The sequence below is a fragment of the Nocardia sp. NPDC002869 genome, assembly GCF_046764065.1.
In the GTDB taxonomy this organism is placed as follows: Bacteria; Actinomycetota; Actinomycetes; order Mycobacteriales; family Mycobacteriaceae; genus Nocardia; species Nocardia rhamnosiphila.
This window is the reverse complement of the sequence record NZ_JBKOOL010000081.1, coordinates 1-24,931: the sequence shown is the minus strand read 5'-3', so window position 1 is coordinate 24,931 and position 24,931 is coordinate 1. Positions and strand designations below refer to the sequence as shown.

General features: G+C 69.3%; 24 protein-coding genes. 12 read left to right on the top strand and 12 right to left on the bottom strand.

Annotated elements, in window-relative coordinates; translation table 11 throughout:
• Positions 1–63: 63 nt before the first annotated feature.
• From ACLML9_RS16710 to ACLML9_RS16680, 7 genes are read right to left on the bottom strand one after another with little or no spacing between them, the layout of a single operon-like run.
• Positions 64–453 (bottom strand): metal-sulfur cluster assembly factor, encoded by a 390-nt coding sequence (locus tag ACLML9_RS16710; RefSeq protein WP_265804789.1) that lies wholly within the window; start codon positions 451–453, stop codon positions 64–66.
• Positions 450–953 (bottom strand): Fe-S cluster assembly sulfur transfer protein SufU, encoded by a 504-nt coding sequence (gene sufU / locus ACLML9_RS16705; RefSeq protein WP_411946394.1) that lies wholly within the window; start codon positions 951–953, stop codon positions 450–452. Before sufU ends, ACLML9_RS16710 begins: the two co-directional genes overlap by 4 nt.
• A gap of 3 nt (positions 954–956) precedes the next feature.
• Complete coding sequence (locus ACLML9_RS16700) at positions 957–2,210, bottom strand: cysteine desulfurase (protein WP_411946393.1); 1,254 nt, start codon at positions 2,208–2,210, stop codon at positions 957–959.
• A 1-nt stretch (position 2,211) separates the two neighbouring features.
• Positions 2,212–2,982 carry a Fe-S cluster assembly ATPase SufC gene (sufC, locus tag ACLML9_RS16695; protein WP_030521407.1) on the bottom strand — a complete coding sequence of 257 codons (771 nt, stop codon included), beginning with the start codon at positions 2,980–2,982 and terminating at the stop codon, positions 2,212–2,214.
• A gap of 44 nt (positions 2,983–3,026) precedes the next feature.
• The gene (gene sufD / locus ACLML9_RS16690) at positions 3,027–4,205 is read right to left on the bottom strand and encodes a Fe-S cluster assembly protein SufD (RefSeq protein ID WP_411946392.1); all 1,179 of its coding nucleotides are present in this window, start codon (positions 4,203–4,205) and stop codon (positions 3,027–3,029) included.
• Complete coding sequence (gene sufB / locus ACLML9_RS16685) at positions 4,205–5,641, bottom strand: Fe-S cluster assembly protein SufB (protein WP_411946391.1); 1,437 nt, start codon at positions 5,639–5,641, stop codon at positions 4,205–4,207. The genes sufD and sufB overlap by 1 nt, the downstream gene beginning before the upstream one ends.
• Complete coding sequence (locus tag ACLML9_RS16680) at positions 5,638–6,492, bottom strand: helix-turn-helix transcriptional regulator (protein WP_411946396.1); 855 nt, start codon at positions 6,490–6,492, stop codon at positions 5,638–5,640. Before ACLML9_RS16680 ends, sufB begins: the two co-directional genes overlap by 4 nt.
• Positions 6,493–6,967: 475 nt before the next feature.
• Between ACLML9_RS16680 and mptB the strand changes: the two genes are divergently transcribed.
• From mptB to ACLML9_RS16660, 4 genes are all read left to right on the top strand, one after another.
• A complete protein-coding gene (gene mptB, locus ACLML9_RS16675) occupies positions 6,968–8,689 on the top strand; it encodes a polyprenol phosphomannose-dependent alpha 1,6 mannosyltransferase MptB (protein ID WP_411946390.1) in 1,722 nt (573 codons plus the stop codon).
• The gene (locus ACLML9_RS16670; protein WP_265804784.1) at positions 8,686–9,618 is read left to right on the top strand and encodes an ABC transporter ATP-binding protein; all 933 of its coding nucleotides are present in this window, start codon (positions 8,686–8,688) and stop codon (positions 9,616–9,618) included. The genes mptB and ACLML9_RS16670 overlap by 4 nt, the downstream gene beginning before the upstream one ends.
• Before the next feature lie 64 nt (positions 9,619–9,682).
• Positions 9,683–10,474, top strand: a complete 792-nt coding sequence (locus ACLML9_RS16665; RefSeq protein ID WP_411946389.1) for an ABC transporter permease — start codon at positions 9,683–9,685, stop codon at positions 10,472–10,474.
• A gap of 65 nt (positions 10,475–10,539) precedes the next feature.
• Positions 10,540–11,514: a COX15/CtaA family protein gene (locus ACLML9_RS16660; RefSeq protein WP_411946388.1), complete on the top strand. Its 975-nt coding sequence runs from the start codon at positions 10,540–10,542 to the stop codon at positions 11,512–11,514.
• Positions 11,515–11,618: 104 nt separating this feature from the next.
• On the opposite strand, the gene ACLML9_RS16655 is transcribed toward ACLML9_RS16660, so the two are convergent.
• Positions 11,619–12,851 carry a PucR family transcriptional regulator gene (locus ACLML9_RS16655; protein WP_411946387.1) on the bottom strand — a complete coding sequence of 411 codons (1,233 nt, stop codon included), beginning with the start codon at positions 12,849–12,851 and terminating at the stop codon, positions 11,619–11,621.
• A gap of 137 nt (positions 12,852–12,988) precedes the next feature.
• The gene (locus ACLML9_RS16650; RefSeq protein WP_411946386.1) at positions 12,989–13,333 is read right to left on the bottom strand and encodes a hypothetical protein; all 345 of its coding nucleotides are present in this window, start codon (positions 13,331–13,333) and stop codon (positions 12,989–12,991) included.
• A gap of 136 nt (positions 13,334–13,469) precedes the next feature.
• On the opposite strand from ACLML9_RS16650, the gene ACLML9_RS16645 reads away from it, so the two are divergent.
• Together ACLML9_RS16645 and ACLML9_RS16640 are read left to right on the top strand one after the other, a co-directional pair.
• A complete protein-coding gene (locus ACLML9_RS16645) occupies positions 13,470–14,435 on the top strand; it encodes a quinone oxidoreductase family protein (RefSeq protein ID WP_411946385.1) in 966 nt (321 codons plus the stop codon).
• Between the two features lie 173 nt (positions 14,436–14,608).
• The gene (locus tag ACLML9_RS16640) at positions 14,609–15,190 is read left to right on the top strand and encodes an FAD-dependent monooxygenase (RefSeq protein ID WP_411946384.1); all 582 of its coding nucleotides are present in this window, start codon (positions 14,609–14,611) and stop codon (positions 15,188–15,190) included.
• A gap of 82 nt (positions 15,191–15,272) precedes the next feature.
• Here the strand turns inward: ACLML9_RS16640 and ACLML9_RS16635 are convergent, their stop codons facing one another.
• Positions 15,273–16,262 (bottom strand): heme o synthase, encoded by a 990-nt coding sequence (locus ACLML9_RS16635; RefSeq protein WP_411946383.1) that lies wholly within the window; start codon positions 16,260–16,262, stop codon positions 15,273–15,275.
• 349 nt (positions 16,263–16,611) lie between these two features.
• Here ACLML9_RS16635 and tkt point away from each other — a divergent pair, with 349 nt between their 5' ends.
• Genes tkt through pgl form a run of 5 tightly spaced genes read left to right on the top strand, consistent with a single transcriptional unit; the run spans position 16,612 to position 23,114 of the window.
• Positions 16,612–18,753, top strand: a complete 2,142-nt coding sequence (tkt, locus tag ACLML9_RS16630; RefSeq protein ID WP_411946382.1) for a transketolase — start codon at positions 16,612–16,614, stop codon at positions 18,751–18,753.
• A 6-nt stretch (positions 18,754–18,759) separates the two neighbouring features.
• The gene (tal, locus tag ACLML9_RS16625; RefSeq protein ID WP_411946381.1) at positions 18,760–19,896 is read left to right on the top strand and encodes a transaldolase; all 1,137 of its coding nucleotides are present in this window, start codon (positions 18,760–18,762) and stop codon (positions 19,894–19,896) included.
• Between the two features lie 5 nt (positions 19,897–19,901).
• Positions 19,902–21,476, top strand: a complete 1,575-nt coding sequence (gene zwf / locus ACLML9_RS16620; RefSeq protein WP_411946380.1) for a glucose-6-phosphate dehydrogenase — start codon at positions 19,902–19,904, stop codon at positions 21,474–21,476.
• Entirely contained in the window at positions 21,473–22,384 is a 912-nt protein-coding gene (gene opcA, locus ACLML9_RS16615; RefSeq protein WP_411946395.1) for a glucose-6-phosphate dehydrogenase assembly protein OpcA, read from the top strand. The genes zwf and opcA overlap by 4 nt, the downstream gene beginning before the upstream one ends.
• Entirely contained in the window at positions 22,374–23,114 is a 741-nt protein-coding gene (gene pgl / locus ACLML9_RS16610; RefSeq protein WP_411946379.1) for a 6-phosphogluconolactonase, read from the top strand. Before opcA ends, pgl begins: the two co-directional genes overlap by 11 nt.
• Here pgl and ACLML9_RS16605 read toward each other — a convergent pair.
• The gene (locus ACLML9_RS16605; RefSeq protein WP_411946378.1) at positions 23,106–23,639 is read right to left on the bottom strand and encodes an anthrone oxygenase family protein; all 534 of its coding nucleotides are present in this window, start codon (positions 23,637–23,639) and stop codon (positions 23,106–23,108) included. The two genes, pgl and ACLML9_RS16605, sit on opposite strands and share 9 nt — an antisense overlap.
• An 87-nt stretch (positions 23,640–23,726) precedes the next feature.
• Between ACLML9_RS16605 and ACLML9_RS16600 the strand changes: the two genes are divergently transcribed.
• Positions 23,727–24,332: a TetR/AcrR family transcriptional regulator gene (locus ACLML9_RS16600; RefSeq protein ID WP_356954634.1), complete on the top strand. Its 606-nt coding sequence runs from the start codon at positions 23,727–23,729 to the stop codon at positions 24,330–24,332.
• A 222-nt stretch (positions 24,333–24,554) separates the two neighbouring features.
• Here the strand turns inward: ACLML9_RS16600 and ACLML9_RS16595 are convergent.
• The coding region (locus ACLML9_RS16595; RefSeq protein WP_411946377.1) for a WHG domain-containing protein at positions 24,555–24,931 on the bottom strand (377 nt) is incomplete at its 5' end.

Sequence of the window (24,931 nt, the reverse complement as noted above, 5' to 3'; positions counted from 1 at the left end):
GAACGCGACGGCGACCGTATCGGTCGCCGTCGCGAAGTGCCGTGCGCGGTGGGTGCGCGGGCCTCAGACCGTGAAGCCTAGCGCCCGCAACTGTTCCCGGCCGTCCTCGGTGATCTTGTCCGGACCCCACGGCGGCATCCAGACCCAGTTGATCTTCAGATCGTCGACCAGCCCGCTGCGGACCAGGGCATTGCGGGACTGATCCTCGATCACATCAGTAAGCGGACAGGCGGCCGAAGTCAAGGTCATATCCAGCACCGCGGTGGTCTCCTCCACCCGCATTCCGTAGACCAGGCCGAGGTCCACGACATTGATGCCGAGTTCGGGATCGACCACATCGCGCATGGCCTCCTCGAGATCGGCGAGCTGCGCCAGGTCCTCGGCCGAGAGTTCGGCGTCGGGGCCGGCCGCCGGCTCCGGCGCGGTGGCCTCGGTGGCAGAAGTATCGGTCATGCTGTTTCCCCGTTCCGTGAGCGGTCGGTCGCGGACGCACCGGATCCCGCGGCGGAATCGGCCACGCCGTCGACCCGCAGCACCGCGTCCTTGAATGCCATCCAGCCCAGCAGCGCGCATTTCACCCGGGCCGGGTATTTGGCGACACCGGCGAAAGCGATACCGTCGCCGATTACGTCCTCGTCGCCCTCGACGGTGCCCCGGCTGCCGATCATCTCGTTGAACGAGTCGACCACACCCAGCGCCTCCAGAACCGGCAGTCCGATCACCTGATCGGTCAGCACCGAGACCGAGGCCTGGCTGATCGAGCAGCCCTGGCCGTCGTAGGACACATCCTCGACCTCGCCGTTGTCGCCGAGCCGCACCCGCAGCGTCACCTCGTCACCGCAGGTGGGGTTGACGTGGTGCACCTCGGCGCCGAACGGTTCCCGCAGGCCGCGGTTGTGCGGATGCTTGTAGTGATCCAGGATCACTTCCTGGTACATCTGCTCCATGCGCATGTTCTAGGCAACCCCGAAGAAGCTCTGGGCCTTCCGCACCGCGGCGACCATCTTGTCCACCTCGTCCACGGTGTTGTACAGCGCGAACGAGGCGCGGGCGGTCGCGGCGACACCGAAACGCCGGTGCAGCGGCCAGGCGCAGTGGTGACCCACCCTGATCGCCACGCCCTCGTCGTCCAGGATCTGGCCCAGGTCGTGGGCGTGGATTCCGTCGGCGAGGAAGGCGACCGCGCCACCGCGGTCGACGTTCTCGATGGGACCGATGATCCGCACACCCGGTACGGCGCCCAGCCCGGCGAGCGCGGCGTCGACGAGGAGGTGCTCATGCGCGGCCACCGCGTCCATCCCGATCTCCTCGAGATAGCGCACGGCGGCGCCCAGCCCGATGACCTGTGAGGTCATCGGCACCCCGGCCTCGAAACGCTGCGGCGGCGGCGCGTAGGTGGTCTGCTCCATGGTGACGGTCTCGATCATGGAACCGCCGGTGATGAAGGGCGGGGTCTCCGCGAGCAGCGCTCGCTTCCCGTACAGCACACCGACCCCGGAGGGGCCCAGCATCTTGTGCCCGGAGAAGGCCGCGTAGTCGACATCCAGGGCGTGGAAGTCGACCGGGGCGTGCGGTACCGACTGGCAGGCGTCGAGCACCACCAGCGCGCCCACGGCGCGGGCCCGGCGCACCAATTCGGCGACCGGCGCCACCGCGCCGGTGACATTCGACTGGTGGCTGAAAGCCACGACCTTGGTGGCCGGCGACAGGTCGAGCGAGTCCAGATCGATGCGGCCGTCGTCGGTGACGCCGTACCAGCGCAGGGTGGCGCCGGTCCGGCGCGCGAGTTCCTGCCAGGGCACCAGATTCGCGTGATGCTCCAGTTCGGTGATCACGATCTCGTCGCCCGGGCCCACGTGATACGGAAACCGGTCGTCGGAGAACGCGTAGGTCACCAGATTGAGCGATTCGGTCGCGTTCTTGGTGAACACGAGCTCGTCGGCGGCGGCGCCGACGAAACGTGCGATCTGCGCGCGGGCGTCCTCATAGGCATCGGTGGCCTCCTCCGACAGCTGGTGCGCGCCGCGGTGCACGGCGGAATTGCTCGCCAGCAGGAAGTCGCGTTCGGCGTCCAGTACCGCCAGCGGCCGCTGCGCGGTAGCCCCAGAATCCAGGTACACCAGCGGCTTCCCGTCCCGGACCGTACGGTTCAGGATGGGGAAGTCGGCCCGGATCCGGGCGACGTCGAAGGCGGGAAGGGTCGCGGTCATGTCAGGCTCCGGCTCCGGCCGTCTGGGTGAATTTCACGTATCCGTTCGCGTCGAGTTCCTCGGCCAGCTCCGGGCCGCCCTCGGCGACGATGCGCCCGCCCACGAAGACGTGCACGAACTGCGGCTGGATATAGCGCAGGATCCGGGTGTAGTGGGTGATCAGCAGGACCCCGCCGTTCTCCCGCTCCCGGTAGCGGTTCACGCCCTCGGAGACGATACGCAGCGCGTCCACGTCCAGGCCGGAGTCGGTTTCGTCGAGGATGGCGATCTTCGGCTTGAGCAGGCCCAGCTGCAGGATCTCGTGCCGCTTCTTCTCGCCACCGGAGAAGCCCTCGTTCACGCTGCGATCGGCGAAGGCGGCGTCGATATCGAGCTCGTTCATCGACTCCTTCACCTCCTTGACCCAGTGCCGCAGCTTCGGCGCCTCACCGCGGACCGCGGTCGCCGCCGTACGCAGGAAGTTCGACATCGAGACGCCGGGGACCTCCACCGGATACTGCATGGCCAGGAACAGTCCCGCGCGCGCCCGCTCGTCCACCGACATCTCCAGCACGTCTTCACCGTCGAGGGTGATCGACCCCGAGGTGACGGTGTACTTGGGATGCCCGGCGATGGCGTAGGACAGCGTCGACTTACCGGAGCCGTTGGGGCCCATGATGGCGTGCGTCTCGCCGGATTTCACGGTGAGGTTCACACCGTTGAGAATCTTGACGGTGTCCCCGTCCGGGGTGGCGACCTCGGCGTGCAGGTCCTTGATTTCCAGGGTGGTCATAGGGTGTCGAATTCCTTCGGTGGTCTGGGAGGCCGGGTGGTCGGTCAGGCGCCGATCGCGGCGAGTTCGGCTTCGATGGCCGCCTCGAGCCGCTCGGCGACCTCACCGACTCCGATCTTCTGGATGATCTCGTGGAAGAAACCGCGCACCACCAGGCGGCGAGCTGCGTCTTCCGGAATACCGCGGGCACGCAGATAGAACAGCTGCTCGTCGTCGAACCGGCCGGTCGCCGAGGCGTGGCCCGCGCCGACGATCTCACCGGTCTCGATCTCCAGGTTCGGCACCGAATCGGCACGGGCGCCGTCGGTGAGCACCAGGTTGCGGTTGATCTCGAATGTGTCGGTGCCCTCGGCCGCGGCCCGGATCAGCACATCGCCGACCCAGACCGTGCGGGCATCACCCTTGGGCGAATGAGGATCGCCCTGTAGCGCGCCCTTGTACAGCACGTTCGATTTGCAGTGCGGCACCGCGTGGTCGACCAGCAGGCGCTGTTCGAAATGCTGGCCGGCGTCGGCGAAGTAGAGACCGAGCAGTTCGGCGTCACCGCCCGGGCCCGCGTAGCGGACATTGCCGGTGAGCCGGACCAGGTCACCGCCGAGGGTGACCGCGGTGTGCCGCAGCACCGCGTCGCGCCCGACCAGGGCGTGATGCGCGGTGGCGTGCACGACGTCGTCGGCCCAGTCCTGGACCGCCACCACCGTCAGCTTCGCGCTGTCGCCGAGCACGAATTCGATGTTCTCAGCGTAGGTTCCGCTGCCGCGCTGGTCGATCACCACGGTGGCGACGGCGAATTCCGCCAGCCGTATCTGCAGATGACCGTAGGCGGTCTTCCCCTCGCCAGGTCCGGTGATCCGCACGACGATAGGCTCGGCGACCTCGGTCTCCTTGCCCACGGAGAGGATCGTCGCCTGCTCGAAACCGGAGTACGCCTGGGCGGCGACCCGATCGGACGGGGTGCCACCCTGCCCGAGCCGGGCATCGTCGCGGCCCACCGTTTCCACAGTGACCCCGGTGGCCTGCCCGACCTCGACCCTGGCCCGCCCGTCGGCGGTCGCGGTGCCGTTGTGCAGGCCGCGCAGGCGGCGCAGCGGGGTGAACCGCCACGCCTCGTCCTTACCGGAGGGGATCTCGAAGGCGTTCACGTCGTAAGAGGTGAACACCTCCCCCTTGTTGATCGCCGGAGTACGAGCCTCGGCGGCCTCGGCAACATTGTCCAATGCCATCAGCCGACGGCTCCTTCCATCTGCAGTTCGATCAGGCGGTTGAGTTCCAGCGCGTACTCCATCGGGAGTTCCTTGGCGATGGGCTCGACGAAGCCGCGCACCACCATGGCCATCGCCTCGTCCTCGGTCATACCGCGGCTCATGAGGTAGAACAGCTGCTCCTCCGACACCTTGGACACGGTCGCCTCGTGACCCATGGTCACGTCGTCCTCGCGGATGTCGACGTAGGGGTAGGTATCGGAGCGGCTGATCGTGTCGACCAGCAGCGCATCGCATTTCACCGTCGACCTGGACCCGTACGCGCCCTTGTTGACCTGCACCAGGCCGCGGTAGGAGGCGCGGCCGCCACCGCGGGCCACCGACTTCGACACGATGGTCGAGGAGGTGTGCGGGGCCAGGTGCACCATTTTGGCGCCGGTGTCCTGGTGCTGTCCCTCGCCGGCGAAGGCGACCGAGAGCACCTCGCCCTTGGCGTGCTCACCGAGCATCCACACGGCCGGGTACTTCATGGTGACCTTGGAACCGATATTGCCGTCGATCCACTCCATGGTGGCGCCCGCTTCGGCCTTGGCCCGCTTGGTGACCAGGTTGTAGACGTTGTTCGACCAGTTCTGGATGGTCGTGTAGCGGCAGCGGCCGCCCTTCTTCACGATGATCTCGACGACCGCCGAGTGCAGCGAATCGGATTTGTAGATCGGCGCGGTGCAGCCCTCGACGTAGTGCACGTAGGCGCCCTCGTCGACGATGATCAGGGTCCGCTCGAACTGGCCCATGTTCTCGGTGTTGATCCGGAAGTAGGCCTGCAGCGGGATATCCACGTGCACACCGGGCGGCACATAGATGAAAGAGCCACCCGACCACACCGCGGTGTTCAAGGCGGAGAACTTGTTGTCCCCGGCCGGGATGACCGTGCCGAAGTACTCGCGGAAGATCTCCGGGTGCTCCTTCAACGCGGTATCGGTGTCGAGGAAGATGACGCCCTGCTGTTCCAGGTCCTCGCGGATCTGGTGGTACACGACTTCGCTCTCGTACTGGGCGGCGACACCGGAGACCAGCCGCTGCTTCTCCGCCTCCGGGATACCCAGCTTGTCGTAGGTGTTGCGGATGTCCTCGGGCAGGTCCTCCCAGCTCTCGGCCTGCTTCTCGGTCGAGCGCACGAAGTACTTGATGTTGTCGAAGTCGATGCCGTCGAGGTTGGAGCCCCAGTTCGGCATGGGCTTGCGATCGAAGATGCGCAGCGCCTTGAGCCGGTTCTCCAGCATCCAGGCCTGCTCGTCCTTCTTGGCCGAGATATCGCGAACGACCTCCTCGGAGAGACCACGCTGCGCGCTGGCTCCGGCCGCATCCGAGTCGGCCCAGCCGTAACCGTATTTACCCAGCGAGGCAATGGCCTCCTCCTGGGTGAGCGGTGGCACCTGGTCGGTGGTGGTCGTCATTCGGCGCTCCTTCCGGAGTCGTTCGGTGCGTCCGTTGCGGGCTGTGCAACGGTTGCAGGTGAAGCGTGTTTCGGTCGATCGGCGGCTGCCGCGGGCAGCACCGTCAGTGGTACGTGGGTGGTGCAGGCGCAGTCCCCGTTGGCGATGGTGGCCAAGCGCTGCACATGGGTACCGAGAACCTCCCGGAAGGCCGCGAGTTCGGCCTCGCACAGTTCGGGGAATTCCTCGGCCACATGGGCGACCGGGCAGTGGTGCTGGCAGATCTGCACACCCGCGCCGACGCGGCGGGTACTCGCCGCGAACCCCGCGTCCGAGAGCGCCGTGGCGATCTCCTCCGCCTTGGCCGCCGTACCCGTTCGCACGGAATCGCCCGCGGTGGCGGACTCTTCCGCCGCCGGCTCCGCACGGTGGCCGGGGAGCGGTTCGATCCCGTCGACCAGGGTGCGTGCGCGTTTACGGGCGAAAGCGGTGACCGCTTCCTCGCCGCCGATCTCGCGCAGCTGCCGGATGGCCGCACCGGCGAGATCGTCGTAGGCGTGACCGAGCATGCCGCGCCCGGCCGCGGTGAGCTGATACTGCTTGGCCGGCCGTCCGCGACCCTTCTGCTGCCAGGGCGCCGACCGTCCGGCGCGGGCCTGACCCGATTCGATGAGCGCGTCCAGATGCCGGCGCACCCCGGCGGGCGCCAGGCCCAGGGCACTGCCTATCGCGGTCGCGGTGATCGGCCCCTCCTCCAGCAGCAGCCGGACGATGGCGGCGCGGGTATGGCCTTCACCGCCGGTCGCGGGCACGCCGACGGACCCGGTACCGGCCCGGTGACCAGCCCTTTCGTCCACATTCGGCAAACCCATAGTTTTCACAACATCAGTGTGGCGGAATTCGTTCCCGAAATCTAATAAGGGTGCCCTGAGCAGGCGGGTCGCTGATCCGCCCACGTCCGGCCGGATACGCCGAAACCGCCTGTTCGGGCGAAAAAGTGCCGCTCGGGCCGCCCCTGCCGGATCAGTGCAGTGATGTGCTTCACTGCGCCGGAGGTCCGGGCGGCTCGCGCGACCCCGCGCCGGAGAATTTGCTGCCCGGCTGCACCCGCGCCCCGCGCTCCGCCGGCCGGACGAGCCGCCGGGCTCCCCGGACCGCGCGCCCGGAAGCCCTTCGCGGAGCCACCTGCGTCGGACACCATGCGCCGGGCAGCGGACACCCCTGGTAGCCAGAAGATGTCCGGCCGGGGGCCGGCGCCTCGGCAACCGGTCGCTGCGCGTCCGGCCCGCCGCGCGCTGCCGCGGCCCGGGCACCGGCAGCGCCCCCGGCGAACTAGTCTCGGTGACCGTGGCAGGACAGGCAGGCGCCCCGGGCGCAGTGGCGTCGCGCGGGCAGCGCGCACTGAAACTGGTGCGGCGCGCCCTCGGGCTCGATGTCCCGCCCTCGGATCACACCATCGCGATTCTGCACAGCGACGAATCCGAGGTCCCGGGGCTCGACCGCCGGGAGCGGGCACAGCTGGACCGGATCCGGCTGATGGGTGCCACCGGCACGGTGCTCATGGCGATCAGCGCCCTCGGTATCGGCGCGCAGCCGGTGCACCAGAATCCGACCTCGGGCATGCGGGTACTCGGTATTTTCGCGCGGGCGCACACCGGATCACTGGCCATGTGCATGGTCGGCACGGTGACCGTGGTGCTGGCATGGCTGCTGCTGGGGCGGTTCGCCGTCGGCGGGATCGGCGGTTCGCCGCGGCACCGGCTGACCCGGCGCCAGTTCGACCGGACACTGCTGCTGTGGATCATCCCGCTGTGCGTGGCGCCGCCGATGTTCAGCAACGACGTCTACTCCTATCTGGCGCAGAGCGAGATCGCCGCCCGCGGGATCGACCCGTACCAGGAGGGCCCCGTCGCCGGGCTCGGTATCGACAATGTGCTCACCAACAATGTCCCCAACATCTGGCGCGAGACGCCCGCACCCTACGGACCGCTGTTCCTGTGGATAGGTCACGGGATCGCCGAGCTCACCGGGGAGAACATCCTGGCCGGGGTCTGGGTGCACCGGCTGCTGGCCCTGGCCGGGGTGGCGCTGATCGTCTGGGCCCTGCCACGACTGTCCGTGCGCTGCGGGGTGGCGCCGGTGAGCGCGTTGTGGCTGGGTGTCGCGAACCCGCTGGTGCTGTTCCACCTGATCGGCGGGGTGCACAACGACGCGCTCATGCTCGGCCTGATGCTGGCCGGCCTGGAGTTCATGCTGCGCGCGATCCACGGGGTCCCCGGGGACGGCGGGCCACCCCCGCTGGACGGCCGCGGCTGGACCCTGCTGGTGGGCGGCGCGGTCGTGATCAGCCTGTCGTCCTCGGTGAAGGTCACCTCGATCATCGCGCTGGGCTTCGCGGGAATGGCCCTGGCCCGCCGCTGGGGGCCGGGGCTGCGGCCGATCCTGGCCACGGCCGGATTGCTGGGCCTGATCGCGGTGGTGGTGACCGTGGTGATCAGCATGGCGAGCGGTCTCGGTTTCGGCTGGCTCTACACCCTGAACACGGCAAACGCGGTGCGCAGCTGGATGTCGCTGCCCACCGCCCTGGGCATCGTCACCGGATTCGGCGGTGTCCTGCTCGGCCTCGGCGACCACACCACCGCACTGCTCAGCATCACCCGGCCCATCGCCGCCGTGGTGGCGGGTTTCATCACGGTGCGAATGCTGGTCGCCACCTGGACCGGACGCCTGCATCCGGTCGGCGCGCTCGGGGTCTCGCTGGGCGCGATCGTGCTGCTGTTCCCGGTCGTCCAACCCTGGTATCTGCTGTGGGCCATCGTGCCGATGGCGGCCTGGGCCACCCGGCCCGCGTTCCGCGGCCCGGCGATCGGAATCTCCGCGGTGGTCAGTGTGATCCTCATGCCGCGCGGCGCCGACCTCGAGGTGTTCCAGATCGTGGGGTCGGCGGTGGCCACCGTAATCGTGTCGCTGCTGTTCATCGTGGTCACCCGGAACTCACTGCCCTGGCGGGTACAGCAGGGGGTGTCGGCCCCGTCACAGCCGGCCGGGGCCTACGGTGGAACCTCGTGACCGCTTCCCGGGTGCCCGCCGTACAGGTGGACCACGTCGCCAAACGCTACGGCGAGACGATCGCGGTGGACGGTATCGGTTTCACCATCGAACCCGCACAGGTTTTCGCCCTGCTCGGCCCGAACGGCGCCGGTAAAACCACCACGGTGGAGATGTGCGAGGGCTTCGTCCGCCCGGATTCGGGGCAGGTGCGGGTCCTGGGCCTGGACCCGATCGCCGATTCCGAGCGGCTGCGCCCGCGGATCGGAGTGATGTTGCAGGGCGGCGGCGCCTATCCGGGCGCACGTGCCGGGGAGATGCTGGATCTGGTCGCCTCCTATTCGGCGAACCCGCTGGACCCCGCGTGGCTGCTCGGCATGCTGGGCCTGGCCGACCACCGCCGCACCCCCTATCGCCGGCTCTCCGGTGGCCAGCAGCAGCGGCTCTCGCTGGCGTGCGCGCTGGTCGGCCGCCCGGAGATCGTCTTCCTCGACGAACCCACCGCGGGGATGGACGCACAGGCCCGGATCCTGGTGTGGGAGTTGATCGACGCGCTGCGGCGCGACGGTGTCAGCGTCCTGCTCACCACCCATCTCATGGACGAGGCCGAGGAACTGGCCGATCACCTGGTGATCATCGACCACGGGCGCATCGTCGCCTCCGGTACGCCGGCCGAGGTCACCGCGCACGGTGCGGCCGGACAGTTGCGTTTCGCCGCGCCACCGCATCTGGACCTGGACCTGCTGCAGTCGGCGCTGCCGGAGGGATTCGCGCCGAAGGAGACCAGCCCCGGCTCGTATCTGGTGGAGGGCGAGATCAACCCGCAGGTGCTGGCCACGGTGACCGCCTGGTGCGCCCGGGTGAACGTGCTCGCGACCGATATCCGGATCGACCAGCGCCGGCTCGAGGATGTCTTCCTGGAACTGACCGGACGGGACCTGCGCGCATGATGCGATACCTCCGCCTTCGCTCCGGTCTCCGCGGACCGCTTCGACCGGCTTGGAAGGAAGACCTGTGACCAAGCCTGAACTGACGGCCGACCGGTTCGAGCCGGGTACTTTCGCGCCCGCGCCCCGGCCCGCGCCGCGGGCGGCCATGTTGCTCGCGCAGACCCGGCTCGATCTGGTGCTGCTCCTGCGCAACGGCGAACAACTGCTGCTCACCATGTTCATTCCGGTGACGCTGCTGATCGGGCTGGCGCTGTTGCCCTTCGGCGACATGGGCCCGGACAAGATCGACAAGATCGTGCCCGCGGTGATGATGGTGGCGGTGATGTCGACCGCGTTCACCGGCCAGGCCATCGCCATCGGTTTCGACCGCCGCTACGGGGCGCTCAAGCGACTGGGCGCCACGCCCCTGCCGCGCTGGGGGATCATCGCGGGTAAGAGCGGGGCGGTCCTGCTGGTGGTGATCCTGCAGGCGGTGCTGCTGGGCCTGATCGGGGTGGCGCTGGGCTGGCGGCCGACACCGCTGGGGTTGCTGCTGGGCGCGGTGCTGATCGCGCTGGGTACCACCACGTTCGCGGCGATGGGCCTGCTGCTCGGCGGCACGCTCAAGGCCGAAGTGGTGCTGGCGCTGGCGAATATCCTCTGGTTCGTCATGCTCGGTATCGCCAGCGTGGTCTTCGCCTCCGACGAACTGCCCACCGCGGTCCACACCCTGGTGCGACTGGTCCCTTCCGGTGCGCTGGCGGTCGCGCTGGAACACGCGCTGAGCGGCGGCGTCGACTGGCTGGGAGTGGGCGCGCTGATCGTCTGGGGTACCGGCGCGGGCCTGCTCGCGGCCCGCTGGTTCCGCTTCGAATGATCTTCCACGACACGTTGTAGTAGTCCGGGTGCGGGCCGGCGGTGGCCGCCCGCTACCATCGGGACGTGCTGTATCGCGCATTCTTGCGACTCGTCGACCGGCTGCCGCTCCCCTCGCGGCGCACCCAGCTGCTGATCGCGCTGGCGGTGATCGCCTCTCAAGCCGGCATCGCCGTGACCGGCGCGATCGTCCGAGTCACCGCGTCGGGTCTGGGCTGCCCCACCTGGCCGCAGTGCTTCCCGGGCAGTTTCATCCCGATCGGTGTCTCCGAGGTGGCCGTGCTCCATCAAGCGGTGGAGTTCGGCAACCGCCTGCTCACCTTCGCGGTGACGCTGTGCGCGGCACTCATCGTCCTGGCCGTCACCCGGGCCCGGCGGCGGCGCGAAGTGCTGGTCTACGCCTGGCTCATGCCCGCGGGCACCGTCCTGCAGGCGGGCATCGGCGGTATCACGGTGCTGTCCGGGCTGCTCTGGTGGACCGTCGCGCTACACCTGCTGGCGTCGATGCTCATGGTGTGGGTGGCCGCGGTGATGTACGCGAAGGTCGCCTCCCCCGACGACGGCGTCGACACCGTCCGCGCGCCCGCCCCGCTACGCTGGCTGACCGCCCTGAGCGGAGTCGCCCTGGCCGGGGTACTCGTCGCGGGCACACTGGTAACCGCCGCCGGTCCCCACGCCGGCGACAAGAGCATCGACCGCCCGGTGCCCCGGCTCGAGGTGGAGATCGTGACGCTGGTGCATCTGCATTCGCAGCTGCTGGTCGGTTACCTCGCCCTGCTGGTCGGGCTCGCCTTCGGGCTCTTCGCGACCGGTATCACCAAACCGGTACGGGACCGCCTGTTCGTCCTGCTCGGGCTGGTACTCGCGCAGTCGCTGGTCGGCATCGTCCAATACTTCACCGAGGTCCCGGCGGCGCTGGTCGCGATCCATGTCGGTGGCGCGGCCCTGTGCACCGCCGCGACCGCCGCGTTGTGGGCGTCCCTGCGTACCCGGGAACCCCTGCCCGCCCCGATCACGGAATCGAGCCCCCAGCCGGCCTGACAGGGCCCACGCCGTACGGCTCCCACGGGACGCGCCACGGCCGATCCGGTACTGCCGACAGCCGACCCCGGTCCTCCCCGGGGGCATGCCACCACCGTGCCGCGTCAGGTGCCGCTCGGCCCGTTCTGGTAGCTGCGCGCCACCAGCGCCGAGGTCAGGTACCACAGACCCGTGGGGATCGCGGGATCGAATCCGGTGAGCATCCGGACCCGTTTGAGCCGGTAGTCGAGCGTATTGGTGTGCATATGCATCAGCCGGGCGGTGCGCTGGCGATTGAAATTGTTGGCGATGTGCTGGCGCAGCGTTTCCAACAGTTCGGGATGTTCGTCGAGCGGATCGAGGATGGCGCTCAGGTGCTCGCGGGCCGGGCCCGGCCGGGTGATCTGGAATTCCAGGGCCAGATCGGTGAACCGGTGCAGACCGCCGCCGTCGGTGATGCGCTGCACGGTGTCGAGGAGTTCATGAGCGCGGTCGGTGGCATCGGGGATCTCGGCGGTGGCCGCGGTGACGACGGTGCCCGTGACGGGTACCTGTGCCGCCTGCGCCAGGCGCGCGATCAACTCGTCCAAGGTGTCCTCGGGGAAAGCGTCCGCGGGCAACAGCACGGTGCCACCGTCGATACTCAGCAGCGACAGCGCCTTCTCCCCGCAACTGCGGGCGAGCTCGGCCTGGACGCGACGCAGTTTGCGCCGGGCGACGATCCGGCCGTCGACCTGCGGCGCGGATTCGTCCGGATGCGGCGCCAGCGCCAGCGCCAGCACCTGGTACGCCTCGGCGATCTCGATCCCGCATTCCCGGGCCATGGTGGCGGTACTGTGCCCGCCGAGCAGCGCCGAGGTCAGCGTGTGCACCGCGGTGTGGTGTTCGGAGACCACCCCCCGGTATTCGCCGACGTAGGCCAGCGCGACCTCCGAGGTGATCGTGTCCAGGATCTCCAGCATCCGGCGGGCGGTGTCGACCAGGGTCGCCGAATCGGCCGGCCCCGCGGTGACCATGATGCGATCGAATCCGAGTTTGAAACCCTCGTGGATGGCATGGTTGATCGTGTCGATCGGGATGCCCTCGCGGGCCCATTCGGCGGCGGCTTCCCGGACCTGTTCGATCTTTTCCGGCAGCTCGCGGCCGTCGAGCCGGCTCACCGTGAGTTCCAGGCAGAGCCGGGTGACCGCGGTGACATCACCCTGGAGCGCGTCGCCCGGAAGAGTCCCGCAGGGCGCCACGTGTTCCACGAAATGACCGACCATCTGACGCGACAGGGTCGATACGTCCCGCAGGTGGTTCGAGATCGGACGGCCGGACACCGTGAGTCTGGAACGGGTCGGACTGCTGACCGTCATATCGGCTCCTTCTACCCCGGGGCTGACGCTCGAGGCACTAACGGTAGCGCGAACCGGTTACTCGTCAGTAGTTTTTGATCGGGAAACTGTTCGAGCTACCTGCGGCCGGGCGCGCGACCTGTGAACACCCACAGGTGTCAGTTCTCGTTGCGAGCCTTCGGAAATCGCGTCTGACCAGCAACCCACCCCGCCATTTTCGCCCAGTGCCCGGTGCGCGGCGTGGTACGTGCCACCAGATCGCGTTCCCAGCCCTCGGCGGCGGTGAGCCCGTCCACCGCGTCGATCACAGCCTGCGCGGTGGCGATATCGGCGACCATCCGATCCCCGAGAACACCGTCGGAACCGACCAGGGTGAGCCGCACACCCCGGCGGCCCACCGGCTGCGGCACCGCCTCGGCCGAACCCCCGTGCGCGGCGACGAACTTGTGCACCGACTCGACGATCTCCCGGGGAGCGGCGACGGTGGCGGAATCTGTACTCATGCCGAGGAGTTTACCGGCGAGTAGGTCGGCGCCGCCGGACCCGGTCCGAACCACCGGTTGCCACGGCGGCGGCGTTCGGCACCGCCGCGGCGGACCCCTTCGTTCCGGGTGCGGGCACCGGTGTAGAACTGGATCCATGCGCGCGATCCAGGTAGACCGGCACGGCGGTCCGGAAGTGCTGACCCTCGTCGAGGTTCCCGATCCGGAGCCCGGGCCGAATCAGCTACTGGTCGATATCGATGCCGTCGGCGTCAATTTCATCGACACCTATTTCCGCACCGGTACCTATCCGCGCCCGGTGCCCTACATTCCGGGTTCCGAGGGCACCGGAGTGGTGGCCGAAATCGGCTCCGAGGTCACCGAATTCGCGGTCGGCGACCGGGTGGCGTGGGCGGCGGGGCCCAACAGCTACGCCCCGCGCGCGGTGGTGGACGAGGCGGTCGCCGTGGCGGTACCCGGCGATATCGATCCGGCGGTGGCGGCCTCGGCCCTACTGCAGGGTATGACGGCGCACTATCTGATCGAATCGGTCTACCGCCCCGAACCGGGCGAGACGATCCTGGTGCACGCGGGCGCGGGCGGGGTCGGGCTGCTGCTCACCCAGCTGGCCGCGGCGCGCGATATCCGGGTGATCACCACGGTGTCCACCGACGAGAAGGAGGCCCTGTCGCGCGGCGCCGGCGCCTGGGAGGTGCTGCGCTACGGCGACGATCTCGCCGAGCGGGTCCGTGCACTGACCGGCGGCGAGGGTGTCGCGGCGGTCTACGACGGCGTGGGCGCGGCCACCTTCGACGCCGGCCTCGCCGCGCTGCGGGTCCGCGGCACGCTGGCACTGTTCGGCGCGGCCAGCGGCCCGGTGCCACCGGTCGACCTGCAACGGCTCAACGCGGCCGGGTCGGTATTCGTGACCCGTCCCAATATCGCCCACTACACCCGCGACCGCGCCGAGTTGGACTGGCGGGCCGGCGATATCTTCGAGGCCGTCGCCGACGGCTCGCTCACCGTCCGGGTCGGCGCCACCTATCCGCTGGCCGAGGCCGAACAGGCACACCGCGATCTGGAGAGCCGGAGGACCACCGGCTCGGTCGTGCTGCTGCCCTGATCCGTCCGACCGGGCGCGGTCTCGGTAGTCGCGCGGCGAATTCCTCGTTGACCAGGGCAGCCTGTCCCATCGCCCGCATGACCGCGGCGTGCTGATATCACCCTGACCGATCTGATCTGGACAACGGTCCGGCGGCCCATATCCGGCTCGCCGGGCGATTCCGGGCCAGGCGCGTGCTGTTCGCGGGCGACGCCGCGCATGTGCACCCGCCCACCGGTGGGCAGGGTATGAAGACCGGCATCCAGGACGCCTACAACCTGGGCTGGAAACTCGCGGCCGCGCTGGCCGGCGACGAAGAGCCGCCCTCGACCTACGAATCGGAACGCCGCACGGTCGCGGCCCGGCTCGGTATCAGCTCCGCGCTCCTCGGCGAGCTCGTCGACGGGGCGGAAGACGCCATGGAACGCGGTGAGGAGACCCGCCGGCTCGATATCGGCTACCGCGACCCGGCCGACACCCGGCCCGTCGCGGCCGGCGACCGCGCCCCCGACGCACCGCTGAAGGGTGCCGACGGCCGGCCGCTGCGGCTGTTCGATCTCGTCCGCGGGCCGCACGCGACACTGCTCTGCTTCGGCGCCACGGGCGAGTTGCCCGCGTTGCCCGGCACCCGGAGTTATGCGGTGGTCGAGCCGGGCGCCTCGGTCCCCGGTCCCGCGGTGATCGACGTCGAGGGTCACGCCCGCGCTGCCTACCACGCCGGTGCGGGGACTCGGATCCTGATTCGCCCGGACGGCTATATCGGACAGGTCGACTGACGGCGGGCCGATTCCGGCAGGCCACCCCGAAAGCAGGCGCTACCCGGAGAACCGGGGCGGCTCACCAGGGCGGTGCCGGGGTTCAGCCGAAGAAGACGTCACCCAGCGTGGTCCAGCCGAGTACCGAATCGACGGCCAGGCCGCAGAACACCACCGCGAGGTAGTTGTTGGACTGGAGGAACAGCCGCAGCGGTTTGACCGATTCGCCCCGGCGCACCCCGGCGTAGAGCTGGTGGGCCATCAGCAGGAACCAGGCGCCGGCGACCAGGGCCACCGCCGTGTAGATCACCCCGGTGGCCGGGACCAGTGCCAGCGTGGTGAGCACGGTCAGCCAGGTGTAGATGACGATCTGTTTGGTGACGGTCCGTTCGGTGGCGACCACCGGCAGCATCGGCACCCCGGCCGCGCGGTAGTCCTCCTTGTAGCGCATGGCCAGCGCCCAGGTGTGCGGCGGCGTCCAGAAGAAGATCACGCCGAACAGCGCCAGGGCGGGCCAGCCGATGGTGCCGGTAACCGCCGACCAGCCGACGAGCGCGGGCATACACCCGGCCGCGCCGCCCCAGACCACGTTCTGCGAGGTACGCCGTTTGAGGCCGAGGGTGTAGACGAAAACGTAGAACAGGATGGTCGCGACGACGAGCACACCGCTGAGCAGATTGGCCTGCCACCACAGCCAGGCGAACGAGCCGATACCCAGGACGACCCCGAAGACGAAGGCGTGCGAGGTCGGGACCGCGTCCCGGGCGAGCGGCCGTTTGGCGGTCCGCTTCATCACCTTGTCGATATCGGCGTCGGCGACGCAGTTGAGCGTATTGGCGCTGGCCGCGCCCATCCAGCCGCCGAACAGAGTCGCCAGGATCAGCCGGATATCGACCTGGCCGCGGTCGGCCAGCAACATCGTGGGGATGGTGGCCACCAGCAGCAGTTCGATGACCCGCGGTTTGGTGAGCGCGATATAGGCGAGCGGGCGGCGGGCGACGCGGGCGAGCTTCTCGCTACCGAGGACGCGGTCCGCGGGTGCCGGAGCGGAATCGTGGGCGCCGCCGACCCCCGTGTCATGACCGATCCGCACTATCTCTCCTCGCACGCTGTGCTTCGCATCCGGTTTGGGAAGGAGCAGCGCGCGGCTGCGACGCGGCTACTACTACACACGATGGTAGACCCACGCCCGGTGCCCGCCGCCGCTCGCCCCTGCGCGCTCACCCGGGGGTCGCGTTCCGCGGTGCGCCCAGGCGCGGCCGGACACGGCGGCCATCCGGGGAACGACCGGCTCGCGCGACTGGCCGGGGGGCGTGCACGGGGGCGGCCGGTCGCAATTAGGGTAGGGGGTGTATGCGGCGCCACAGTCACCGCGCCGCACCGGTTCGCCACCCCGCCCGCCCCCAATTTCGACGCCTCGAAATGTCAGGAGAAACACGGTCGTGTCAGTGACAGACGACATCCGCGCCCTCACCCAGCCGAACCTTCCGGACGACTGGACGGATCTGGACACCAAAGCTGTCGACACCGTCCGGGTCCTGGCCGCCGACGCGGTGCAGGCCGCGGGCAACGGCCACCCCGGTACCGCCATGAGCCTGGCTCCGCTGGCCTACACACTGTTCCAGCGGACCATGCGGCACGACCCCGCCGACCCCGAGTGGGTGGGCCGCGACCGGTTCGTCCTGTCCTGCGGACACTCCAGCCTGACTCTCTACATCCAGCTGTACCTGGCCGGTTTCGGCCTGGAACTCGACGATCTGCGCAACCTGCGTAAATGGGGTTCGCTGACACCGGGCCACCCGGAGTACCGGCACACCAAGGGCGTGGAGATCACCACCGGCCCACTGGGCCAGGGCCTGGCCTCGGCGGTGGGTATGGCCATGGCCGCCCGTCGTGAGCGCGGCCTGTTCGACGCCGAAGCCGAGGCCGGGGCCAGCCCGTTCGATCACCACATCTACGTGATCGCCTCCGACGGCGATATGGAAGAGGGCGTCACCTCCGAGGCCTCCTCCCTGGCGGGCACCCAGCAGCTCGGCAACCTGGTGGTGATCTACGACGACAACAAGATCTCCATCGAGGACGACACCACCATCGCCTTCACCGAAGACGTGGCGGCGCGGTACGCGGCCTACGGCTGGCATGTGGAGGTGGTGGAGGGCGGCGAGGACGTCGTCGCGATCGAGTCGGCGCTGGCGGCGGCCAAGGCCGAGATCGGTAGGCCGTCGCTGATCCTGCTGCGCACCATCATCGGCTACCCGGCCCCGAACAAGATGAACACCGGTGCCGCGCACGGCGCCGCGCTCGGACCCGACGAGGTGGCCGGCACCAAGCGCGCCCTCGGTTTCGATCCCGAGCAGAGCTTCCAGGTCGCCGACGAGGTCATCGCGCACACCCGCAAGGCCGCCGAACGCGGCGCGCGGGCACACGCGGACTGGACCGTCGAGTTCGACGCCTGGGCCCAGCGGGCCCCCGAGGCCAAGGTGCTGTTCGACCGGCTGTTCAACGGACAGCTGCCCGAGGGCTGGGACAAGGGCCTGCCCACCTGGGAGCCCGACGCGAAGGGCCTGGCCACCCGTAAGGCTTCGGCCAAGGTGCTGAGCGCCCTGGGCCCGGTGCTGCCGGAGCTGTGGGGCGGATCGGCCGACCTCGCCGAATCGAACAACACCACCATCCCGGATTCGCTCAGCTTCGGCCCCGAGGCCATTTCGACCGGTATGTGGAAGGCGAGCCCCTACGGCCGGACCCTGCACTTCGGCGTCCGTGAGCACGCCATGGGCTCCATCCTCAACGGCATCGCCCTGCACGGTCCCACCCGGCCCTACGGCGGCACCTTCCTGGTGTTCAGCGATTACATGCGCCCGGCCGTCCGCCTGGCCGCGCTGATGCGGGTGCCGGTCACCTATGTCTGGACCCACGATTCGATCGGTCTCGGCGAGGACGGCCCGACCCACCAGCCCATCGAGCATCTGGCCGCGCTGCGCGCCATCCCGGGCCTTTCGGTGGTGCGTCCCGGCGACGCCAACGAAACCGCGTACGCCTGGCGCACCGTGATCGAGAAGCACAGCGGTAAGCACAATTCCCCGTTCGTCTCCAGCGACGCCGTGGGCACCGGCGGCCCGGCCGCGCTGGCCCTGACCCGCCAGGACCTGCCGGTCCAGGAGGGCACCAGCCTCGAGGGCGTCGCCAAGGGCGGCTACATCCTGGCCGAGGCCTCCACCGGCGTACCGCAGGTGATCCTGATCGGTACGGGCTCCGAGCTCCAGCTCGCCGTCGCCGCCCGCACTACGCTGGAGGAGCAGGGCATCGGTACCCGGGTGGTCTCGATGCCGTGCGTGGAGTGGTTCGACGCGCAGGACAAGGCGTATCGCGACGAGGTGCTGCCCCCGGCGGTCGCCGCGCGCGTCGTCGTCGAGGCCGGTATCGCGATGCCGTGGTACCGGTTCACCGGCGACGCGGGCGAGATCGTCTCGATCGAGCACTTCGGCGCCTCGGCCGATTACAAGACCCTGTTCCGCGAGTTCGGCTTCACGCCGGAGGCCGTCGTCGCCGCTGCGCAGCGCACGCTCGACAATGTGAAGGGATAAGGGCCCATGGCACAGAACGAGAACATCGCCGCCCTGGCCGCGGCCGGGGTATCGGTGTGGCTGGACGATCTGTCCCGCGATCGGATCAATTCCGGCAACCTCGCCGAACTGATCGCTACCCGCGGGGTCGTCGGAGTCACCACCAACCCCACCATTTTCCAGGGCGCCCTCAGCAAGGGTCATGCCTACGACGAACAGGTCCGTGAGCTGGCCGCCCGCGGCGCCGACGTCGACGCCGCGATCCGCACCATCACCACCGATGACGTCCGCGCGGCCTGTGATGTGCTGGCCCCGGTGTTCGAACGGACCGGCGGAGTCGACGGCCGGGTCTCCATCGAGGTGGATCCGCGGATGGCCTTCGATGCCGACAAGACCGCCGCCCAGGCGGTGGAACTGTGGAAGATCGTCGACCGGCCGAACCTGTTCATCAAGATCCCGGCCACCGAGGCGGGCCTGCCCGCCATCACCGCGGTGATCGAGGAAGGCATCAGCGTGAACGTCACGCTGATCTTCTCGGTGCAGCGCTACCGGGCGGTCATGGGCGCGTACCTCGACGGGCTGCGCAAGGCGCGGGTCGCCGGGCACGATCTCGGCAAGATCCATTCGGTGGCGTCGTTCTTCGTCTCGCGGGTGGATACCGAGATCGACACACGCCTCGAGGCGATCGGCACCCCGGAGGCGCTGGCACTGCGCGGGAAGGCCGGCGTGGCCAACGCCCGCCTCGCCTACGCCGAGTACGAGGACGTTTTCGCCCCCGGCGGCAACCACGTCTCCACCTACAATCACCTGGCCTCGGCCGGCGCCAACCGGCAGCGGCCGCTGTGGGCGTCCACCGGTGTGAAGAACCCCGATTACCCGGACACCCTCTACGTGACCGAACTGGTCGCGCCGAACACGGTGAACACGCTGCCGGAGAAGACGCTCGAGGCCGTCGCCGATCACGGCGAGGTCCGCGGGGACACCGTCTCCGGTGGGGCCGCCGAGGCCGCCGAGGTCTTCGATCGGCTGCGGGCCGCCGGTATCGATCTCGACGACGTCTTCGCCGTGCTCGAACGCGAGGGCGTGGACAAGTTCGAGAAGTCCTGGGAGGAACTGCTGGAGGCCACCACGGCCGAACTCCAGTCTGCCGCAGGAGGTAACTGACTCAGATGGCCGGCGCTCCGGAGAGCACACAGACGGCATCCGGCACACCGTGGCGTAACCCGCTGCGGGACGGCCGGGACAAACGGATTCCGCGGATCGCGGGCCCGTGCAGCATGGTGATCTTCGGGGTGACCGGAGATCTGTCCCGGCGCAAACTCATGCCGGCCATCTACGATCTGGCGAACCGGGGGCTGCTGCCCCCGGGTTTCGCACTGGTCGGTTTCGCCCGCCGGGAGATGTCGGACCGGGATTTCGGTGAGATCGTGCACGAGGCCGTCCGCGAACACGCGCGCACCCCGTTCCGCCAGGAGGTCTGGGACCACCTGGCCGAGGGATTCCGGTTCGTACAGGGCACCTTCGAGGACGGCGAGGCGTTCGGCCGCCTCGCCGAAACCCTGGCCCGGCTCGACGACGAGCGCGGCACCGGCGGTAACCATGCCTTCTACCTGTCGATTCCGCCGAACACCTTCCCGGTGGTGCTGGACCAGTTGCACCACCACCGGCTGACCAGTTCGGCGGCCGCACTCGGCCGCGCGCCGTGGCGGCGGGTCGTGATCGAGAAACCGTTCGGGCACGATCTCGACAGCGCACGAGAATTGAACGCCCTGGTGAACCGGGTGTTCCCCGAGGAAACGGTCTTCCGGATCGACCACTACCTCGGCAAGGAGACGGTGCAGAACATCCTGGCGTTGCGTTTCGCCAACCAGCTGTTCGATCCGATCTGGAACGCCAACTACGTCGACCACGTCCAGATCACCATGGCCGAGGACATCGGTCTGGGCGGCCGGGCCGGATATTACGACGGTATCGGCGCCGCCCGCGACGTGATCCAGAACCACCTGCTGCAGTTGCTCGCGCTCACCGCCATGGAGGAGCCGATCAGTTTCGAACCCCGTCAGTTGCAGAACGAGAAGATCAAGGTCCTCTCGGCCACCAAACTCGTGGAACCGCTCGATGAGACCACTGCCCGCGGCCAGTACGCGGCCGGCTGGCAGGGCGGCCAGGAAGTGGTGGGCCTGCTGGACGAGGAGGGTTTCGATCCGCAGTCGCGCACCGAGACCTACGCCGCGCTGACCCTCGAGGTCGACACCCGGCGCTGGGCGGGCGTGCCCTTCTATCTACGCACCGGGAAACGCCTCGGCCGCCGGGTCACCGAGATCGCGGTGGTGTTCAAACGCGCCCCCCATCTGCCCTTCGATCAGACCATGACCGAGGAGCTCGGCGAGAACGCACTCGTCATCCGGGTGCAGCCGGATGAGGGCATCACCATGCGGTTCGGGTCGAAGGTGCCCGGGTCGTCGATGGAAGTGCGCGATGTGAACATGGACTTCAGCTACGGCGAGGCGTTCACCGAATCGTCCCCGGAGGCCTACGAGCGGCTGATCCTGGATGTGCTGCTCGGCGAGCCCTCCCTGTTCCCGGTCAACGCGGAGGTCGAATTGTCCTGGCGCATCCTGGATCCGGTACTGGCCCACTGGGCCGCCGACGGGAAACCCGAACAGTACGAGGCCGGGACCTGGGGCCCGGATTCCGCCGACGCCATGCTGGCCCGCACCGGCCGGGAATGGCGGCGGCCGTGATCATCGATATCCCCGACACCACGACCGGCGCGGTCACCAAACGCCTGGTGCAGCTGCGCGAGAGCAACGGTGTGATCACCATGGGCCGGGTGCTGACCCTGGTGGTGTGCACACTGGACAGTTCCGAGGCCGAGGAGGCCATCGACGCCGCCAACGACGCCAGCCGCGAACACCCCTGCCGGGTGGTGGTGCTCGCACGCGGCGACCGGTCGGCACCGACCCGGTTGGACGCGCAGATCCGCGTCGGCGGGGACGCCGGCGCCGCTGAGGTGATCGTGCTGCGCCTGCAGGGGCAGCTGGTGAACCACGAGAACAGTGTGGTGATCCCGTTCCTGCTGCCCGATACCCCGGTGGTGGCGTGGTGGCCGCGGGGCGCCCCGGACTTCCCGTCCCGGGATTCGGTGGGCCGGTTGGCGACCCGGCGGATCACCGACGCCACCTTCGCCCCCGACCCGCAGGCGACCATCAAGAAACGTCGCGGCTCCTACGCGCCCGGTGATTCCGATCTGGCGTGGAGCCGGATCACCTATTGGCGGGCACTGCTGGCCGCCGCGATGGACGAACCACCGTTCGAACCCGTCCAGTCGGTGTCCGTCTCAGGTCTGCGCGACGAGCCCGCGCTGGATATGCTCGCGGGCTGGCTGGCCCGGCGACTGGGCTGCCCCGTGTACCGGCAGACCGGTGAGCTGCGGGTGGAGCTGCGCCGGAAGTCGGTGTCCATCGCTATCGCCCGCCCGCAGACCGGTGTCACCGCCACCCTGACCCGCACCGGTGATCCGGTGCAGCGGATCGCGCTGGCGCGCCGCGAGACCCGCGACTGCCTGGCCGAAGAGCTGCGTCGGCTGGACGCGGACGAGATCTACGCCGAGTCCCTGGCCGGAATCGAAGGGGTTACCTATGACCACTAGCTCCGCCGCCGTCGAAGTCCATGCCGACGGTGACGCCCTGACCACTGCCGCCGCCCGGCTGTTCGTCGAGGTTCTGGTCGCCGCCCAGTCCGAACGCGGCTCGGCCTCGGTCGTGGTGACCGGCGGTGGCACCGGTATCACCCTGTTGGAGAAGGTCCGGGACGATCCGGGCGCTCTCGACTGGTCGAAACTCGACGTGTTCTGGGGCGACGAACGTTTCGTGCCCGCCGGGGATCCGGAGCGCAACGAACTCCAGGCCCACCGGGCCCTGCTGGACCACGTCCCGGTGGACCCGGCCCGCATCCACACCGTGGCGACCTCCGACGGCGAATACCCCGACCCTGTCGAGGCCGCCGCCGAATACGCCACCGCCGTACGCGCCCATCTCGCCGCCCACGGCGCGTTCGACCTGCACCTGCTCGGGATGGGCCCGGACGGGCACATCAATTCGCTGTTCCCCGGTCATACCGACGCGATCGGAGAGGAACACGAATACGCCGTCGCGGTCACCGATTCGCCCAAGCCACCGCCGGTGCGGGTCACGCTGACCTACCCGGCGATCCGCCGTTCCCGTCATGTGGTCCTGGTGGTCTCCGGCTCCGGGAAGGCCGGGCCCGTCGCGGCGGCCGTGAACGGGGCCGAGCCCTTGGCGGTCCCGGCGGCGGGCGCGCGTGGTGCGGAGTCGACCACCTGGCTGCTGGATGAGGACGCCGCCGCCGGACTACGCTGACCGCGGCTCGACGGTCGCCGGCGGTTGCGCGCGCACCGCGGGAGCGGTGGCTGCGTTCGAGCTGCCGGCTCGGGCGGTGGTGAGGACGACGCCGATCGCCAGGACGAACGCTGCCAGTGCGCAACCGGTCCGGAGGAAGTGGAACATCTCCCAGCGGTGCAGGATCTCGGCGTAATCGGCCGGTGGAGTTCCCACGGCCCACTGCTTGATGTGCTGGTTGATCGGAACGTTCCCGAATCGGGTCACCAGAAAAGAGGTGATCACGAGCGCCGACGCGCAGCCGGCGAGCAGGCGCAGCCGCCCGCTCGATCGCGCGGCCAGCACCAGTGTGCTCAGCACGGCAAGACCCATCAGCGACTGCACGACCGGACCGTTCACCCGCATCAGCGCGGTGTGGAACGTGAAACGGACGTCGAGCGGGACCGCACGGAACGCGTACAGCACGTTCACCGCCCCGTAGCCGAAGGCCCCGGCCAGCAAGCCGGGAAACAGGAGCGCAGCCGCGCGTATGGGTGTCGACCACATCGGAAACTCCCTTTTCGATATCGCAACAGTGAGTTGCGTTATCGTCAGCATGCCCGCCGCTCGCAGATAACGCAACAAGGAGTTGCAATGAATGCCGCCTCCCTCGGCCGCGGGCCCAAGGTTCGCGCCGCCGTCCTGGCCGCGACCGTCGCCGAGCTGGGTGAGCACGGATATGCCGCGTTCACCATCGAGAACGTCGCGCGGCGCACCGGCGTGCACAAGACCACCGTCTACCGCCGCTGGCCCGACCGCGACACCCTGATCGCCGAGGCACTGAGCGAGAGCGTCGCCACCGAGCTCCCCATTCCCGACACCGGTTCGATCGACGACGACCTGCCCGCGCTGGCCCGCGGCCTGGTCGAATGGATCACCAGCCCGGCAGGCCGGGCGGTCCTCGCGGTGATGCCGACCGGGCCCACCGGCGCGCCGACCCCGTCGGATCCCGTTCGGCACGTCTTCCGGGACCGCATCCGCCGAGCGCTCCCGCCGGTCGCCCGGGCCGTCGCGCGCGGTGAGCTGCCGCCGCACACCGATCCCGCCGAATTGATCAAAGCCCTCGTGGCGCCCATCTACTTGCGAGTCGCGATCACCGGCGAAAAGGTGGACGACCGCACCGCCGACAGGGCGGCGGCGGTGGCGCTCACCGCCGCGCGCGCCGGTCTCTTCGCCGAGGATCCGCCGCCACGACGGTGACCGCCGGAACCCCACCTCGGCACCATGTCCGGCCGAATACCCCGGACGCTTCCGACTGCCCGGACACGAACGGAATCACGTCGGCGACGGCACACCGCACACCCTGTCGCCGGGTTCCGCGCCACCGGGCGTCGCGATTACGGAGGAGCCGCCGAGACTCGGTCGCCGGGGTGTCGACTGCAGGAGTCGGGCGGCACCCCGGTGTCGGTCCGGGATCGCCTCTCAGTCGGCCGGCACAGCCCCGGGGCGGGGCAATCCCAGCGATGCCACGAGGTCCAGCATTTCCGCTCGGTGCAGCGCCGCGGGATCCCGCGCGACCGGATGGATATGGCCGTCGATCTCCAGAGCCGCCAGACCGTGCATACGACCCCACACCCGGAGCGCCAGCGCAGCCGCGGCCGGGGTCACCTCCGGGATGTCCTCGCGAACCTTCGCCACATAGTCGGGGTGCAGTTCGGCCCAGGAGTTGGCCACCGGACTGCCCGCTGGATCGCGCTCGGGCACGGCGTCGACCGTGGTCGCCGGACCCACCTCCGGCACCGTCGAAAGCAGCTGGGATCTACCCCGGCTGGTGATCCGGGCGCACAGCGGCCGCGCGG

Coding starts and splice junctions, on each gene's coding strand:
- ACLML9_RS16710 (WP_265804789.1), bottom strand. CDS start 453: ATGACCGATACTTCTGCCACCGAGGCCACCGCGCCGGAGCCGGCGGCC.
- sufU (WP_411946394.1), bottom strand. CDS start 953: ATGCGCATGGAGCAGATGTACCAGGAAGTGATCCTGGATCACTACAAG.
- ACLML9_RS16700 (WP_411946393.1), bottom strand. CDS start 2,210: ATGACCGCGACCCTTCCCGCCTTCGACGTCGCCCGGATCCGGGCCGAC.
- sufC (WP_030521407.1), bottom strand. CDS start 2,982: ATGACCACCCTGGAAATCAAGGACCTGCACGCCGAGGTCGCCACCCCG.
- sufD (WP_411946392.1), bottom strand. CDS start 4,205: ATGGCATTGGACAATGTTGCCGAGGCCGCCGAGGCTCGTACTCCGGCG.
- sufB (WP_411946391.1), bottom strand. CDS start 5,641: ATGACGACCACCACCGACCAGGTGCCACCGCTCACCCAGGAGGAGGCC.
- ACLML9_RS16680 (WP_411946396.1), bottom strand. CDS start 6,492: ATGGGTTTGCCGAATGTGGACGAAAGGGCTGGTCACCGGGCCGGTACC.
- ACLML9_RS16655 (WP_411946387.1), bottom strand. CDS start 12,851: ATGACGGTCAGCAGTCCGACCCGTTCCAGACTCACGGTGTCCGGCCGT.
- ACLML9_RS16650 (WP_411946386.1), bottom strand. CDS start 13,333: ATGAGTACAGATTCCGCCACCGTCGCCGCTCCCCGGGAGATCGTCGAG.
- ACLML9_RS16645 (WP_411946385.1), top strand. CDS start 13,470: ATGCGCGCGATCCAGGTAGACCGGCACGGCGGTCCGGAAGTGCTGACC.
- tal (WP_411946381.1), top strand. CDS start 18,760: ATGGCACAGAACGAGAACATCGCCGCCCTGGCCGCGGCCGGGGTATCG.
- zwf (WP_411946380.1), top strand. CDS start 19,902: ATGGCCGGCGCTCCGGAGAGCACACAGACGGCATCCGGCACACCGTGG.
- pgl (WP_411946379.1), top strand. CDS start 22,374: ATGACCACTAGCTCCGCCGCCGTCGAAGTCCATGCCGACGGTGACGCC.
- ACLML9_RS16605 (WP_411946378.1), bottom strand. CDS start 23,639: ATGTGGTCGACACCCATACGCGCGGCTGCGCTCCTGTTTCCCGGCTTG.
- ACLML9_RS16600 (WP_356954634.1), top strand. CDS start 23,727: ATGAATGCCGCCTCCCTCGGCCGCGGGCCCAAGGTTCGCGCCGCCGTC.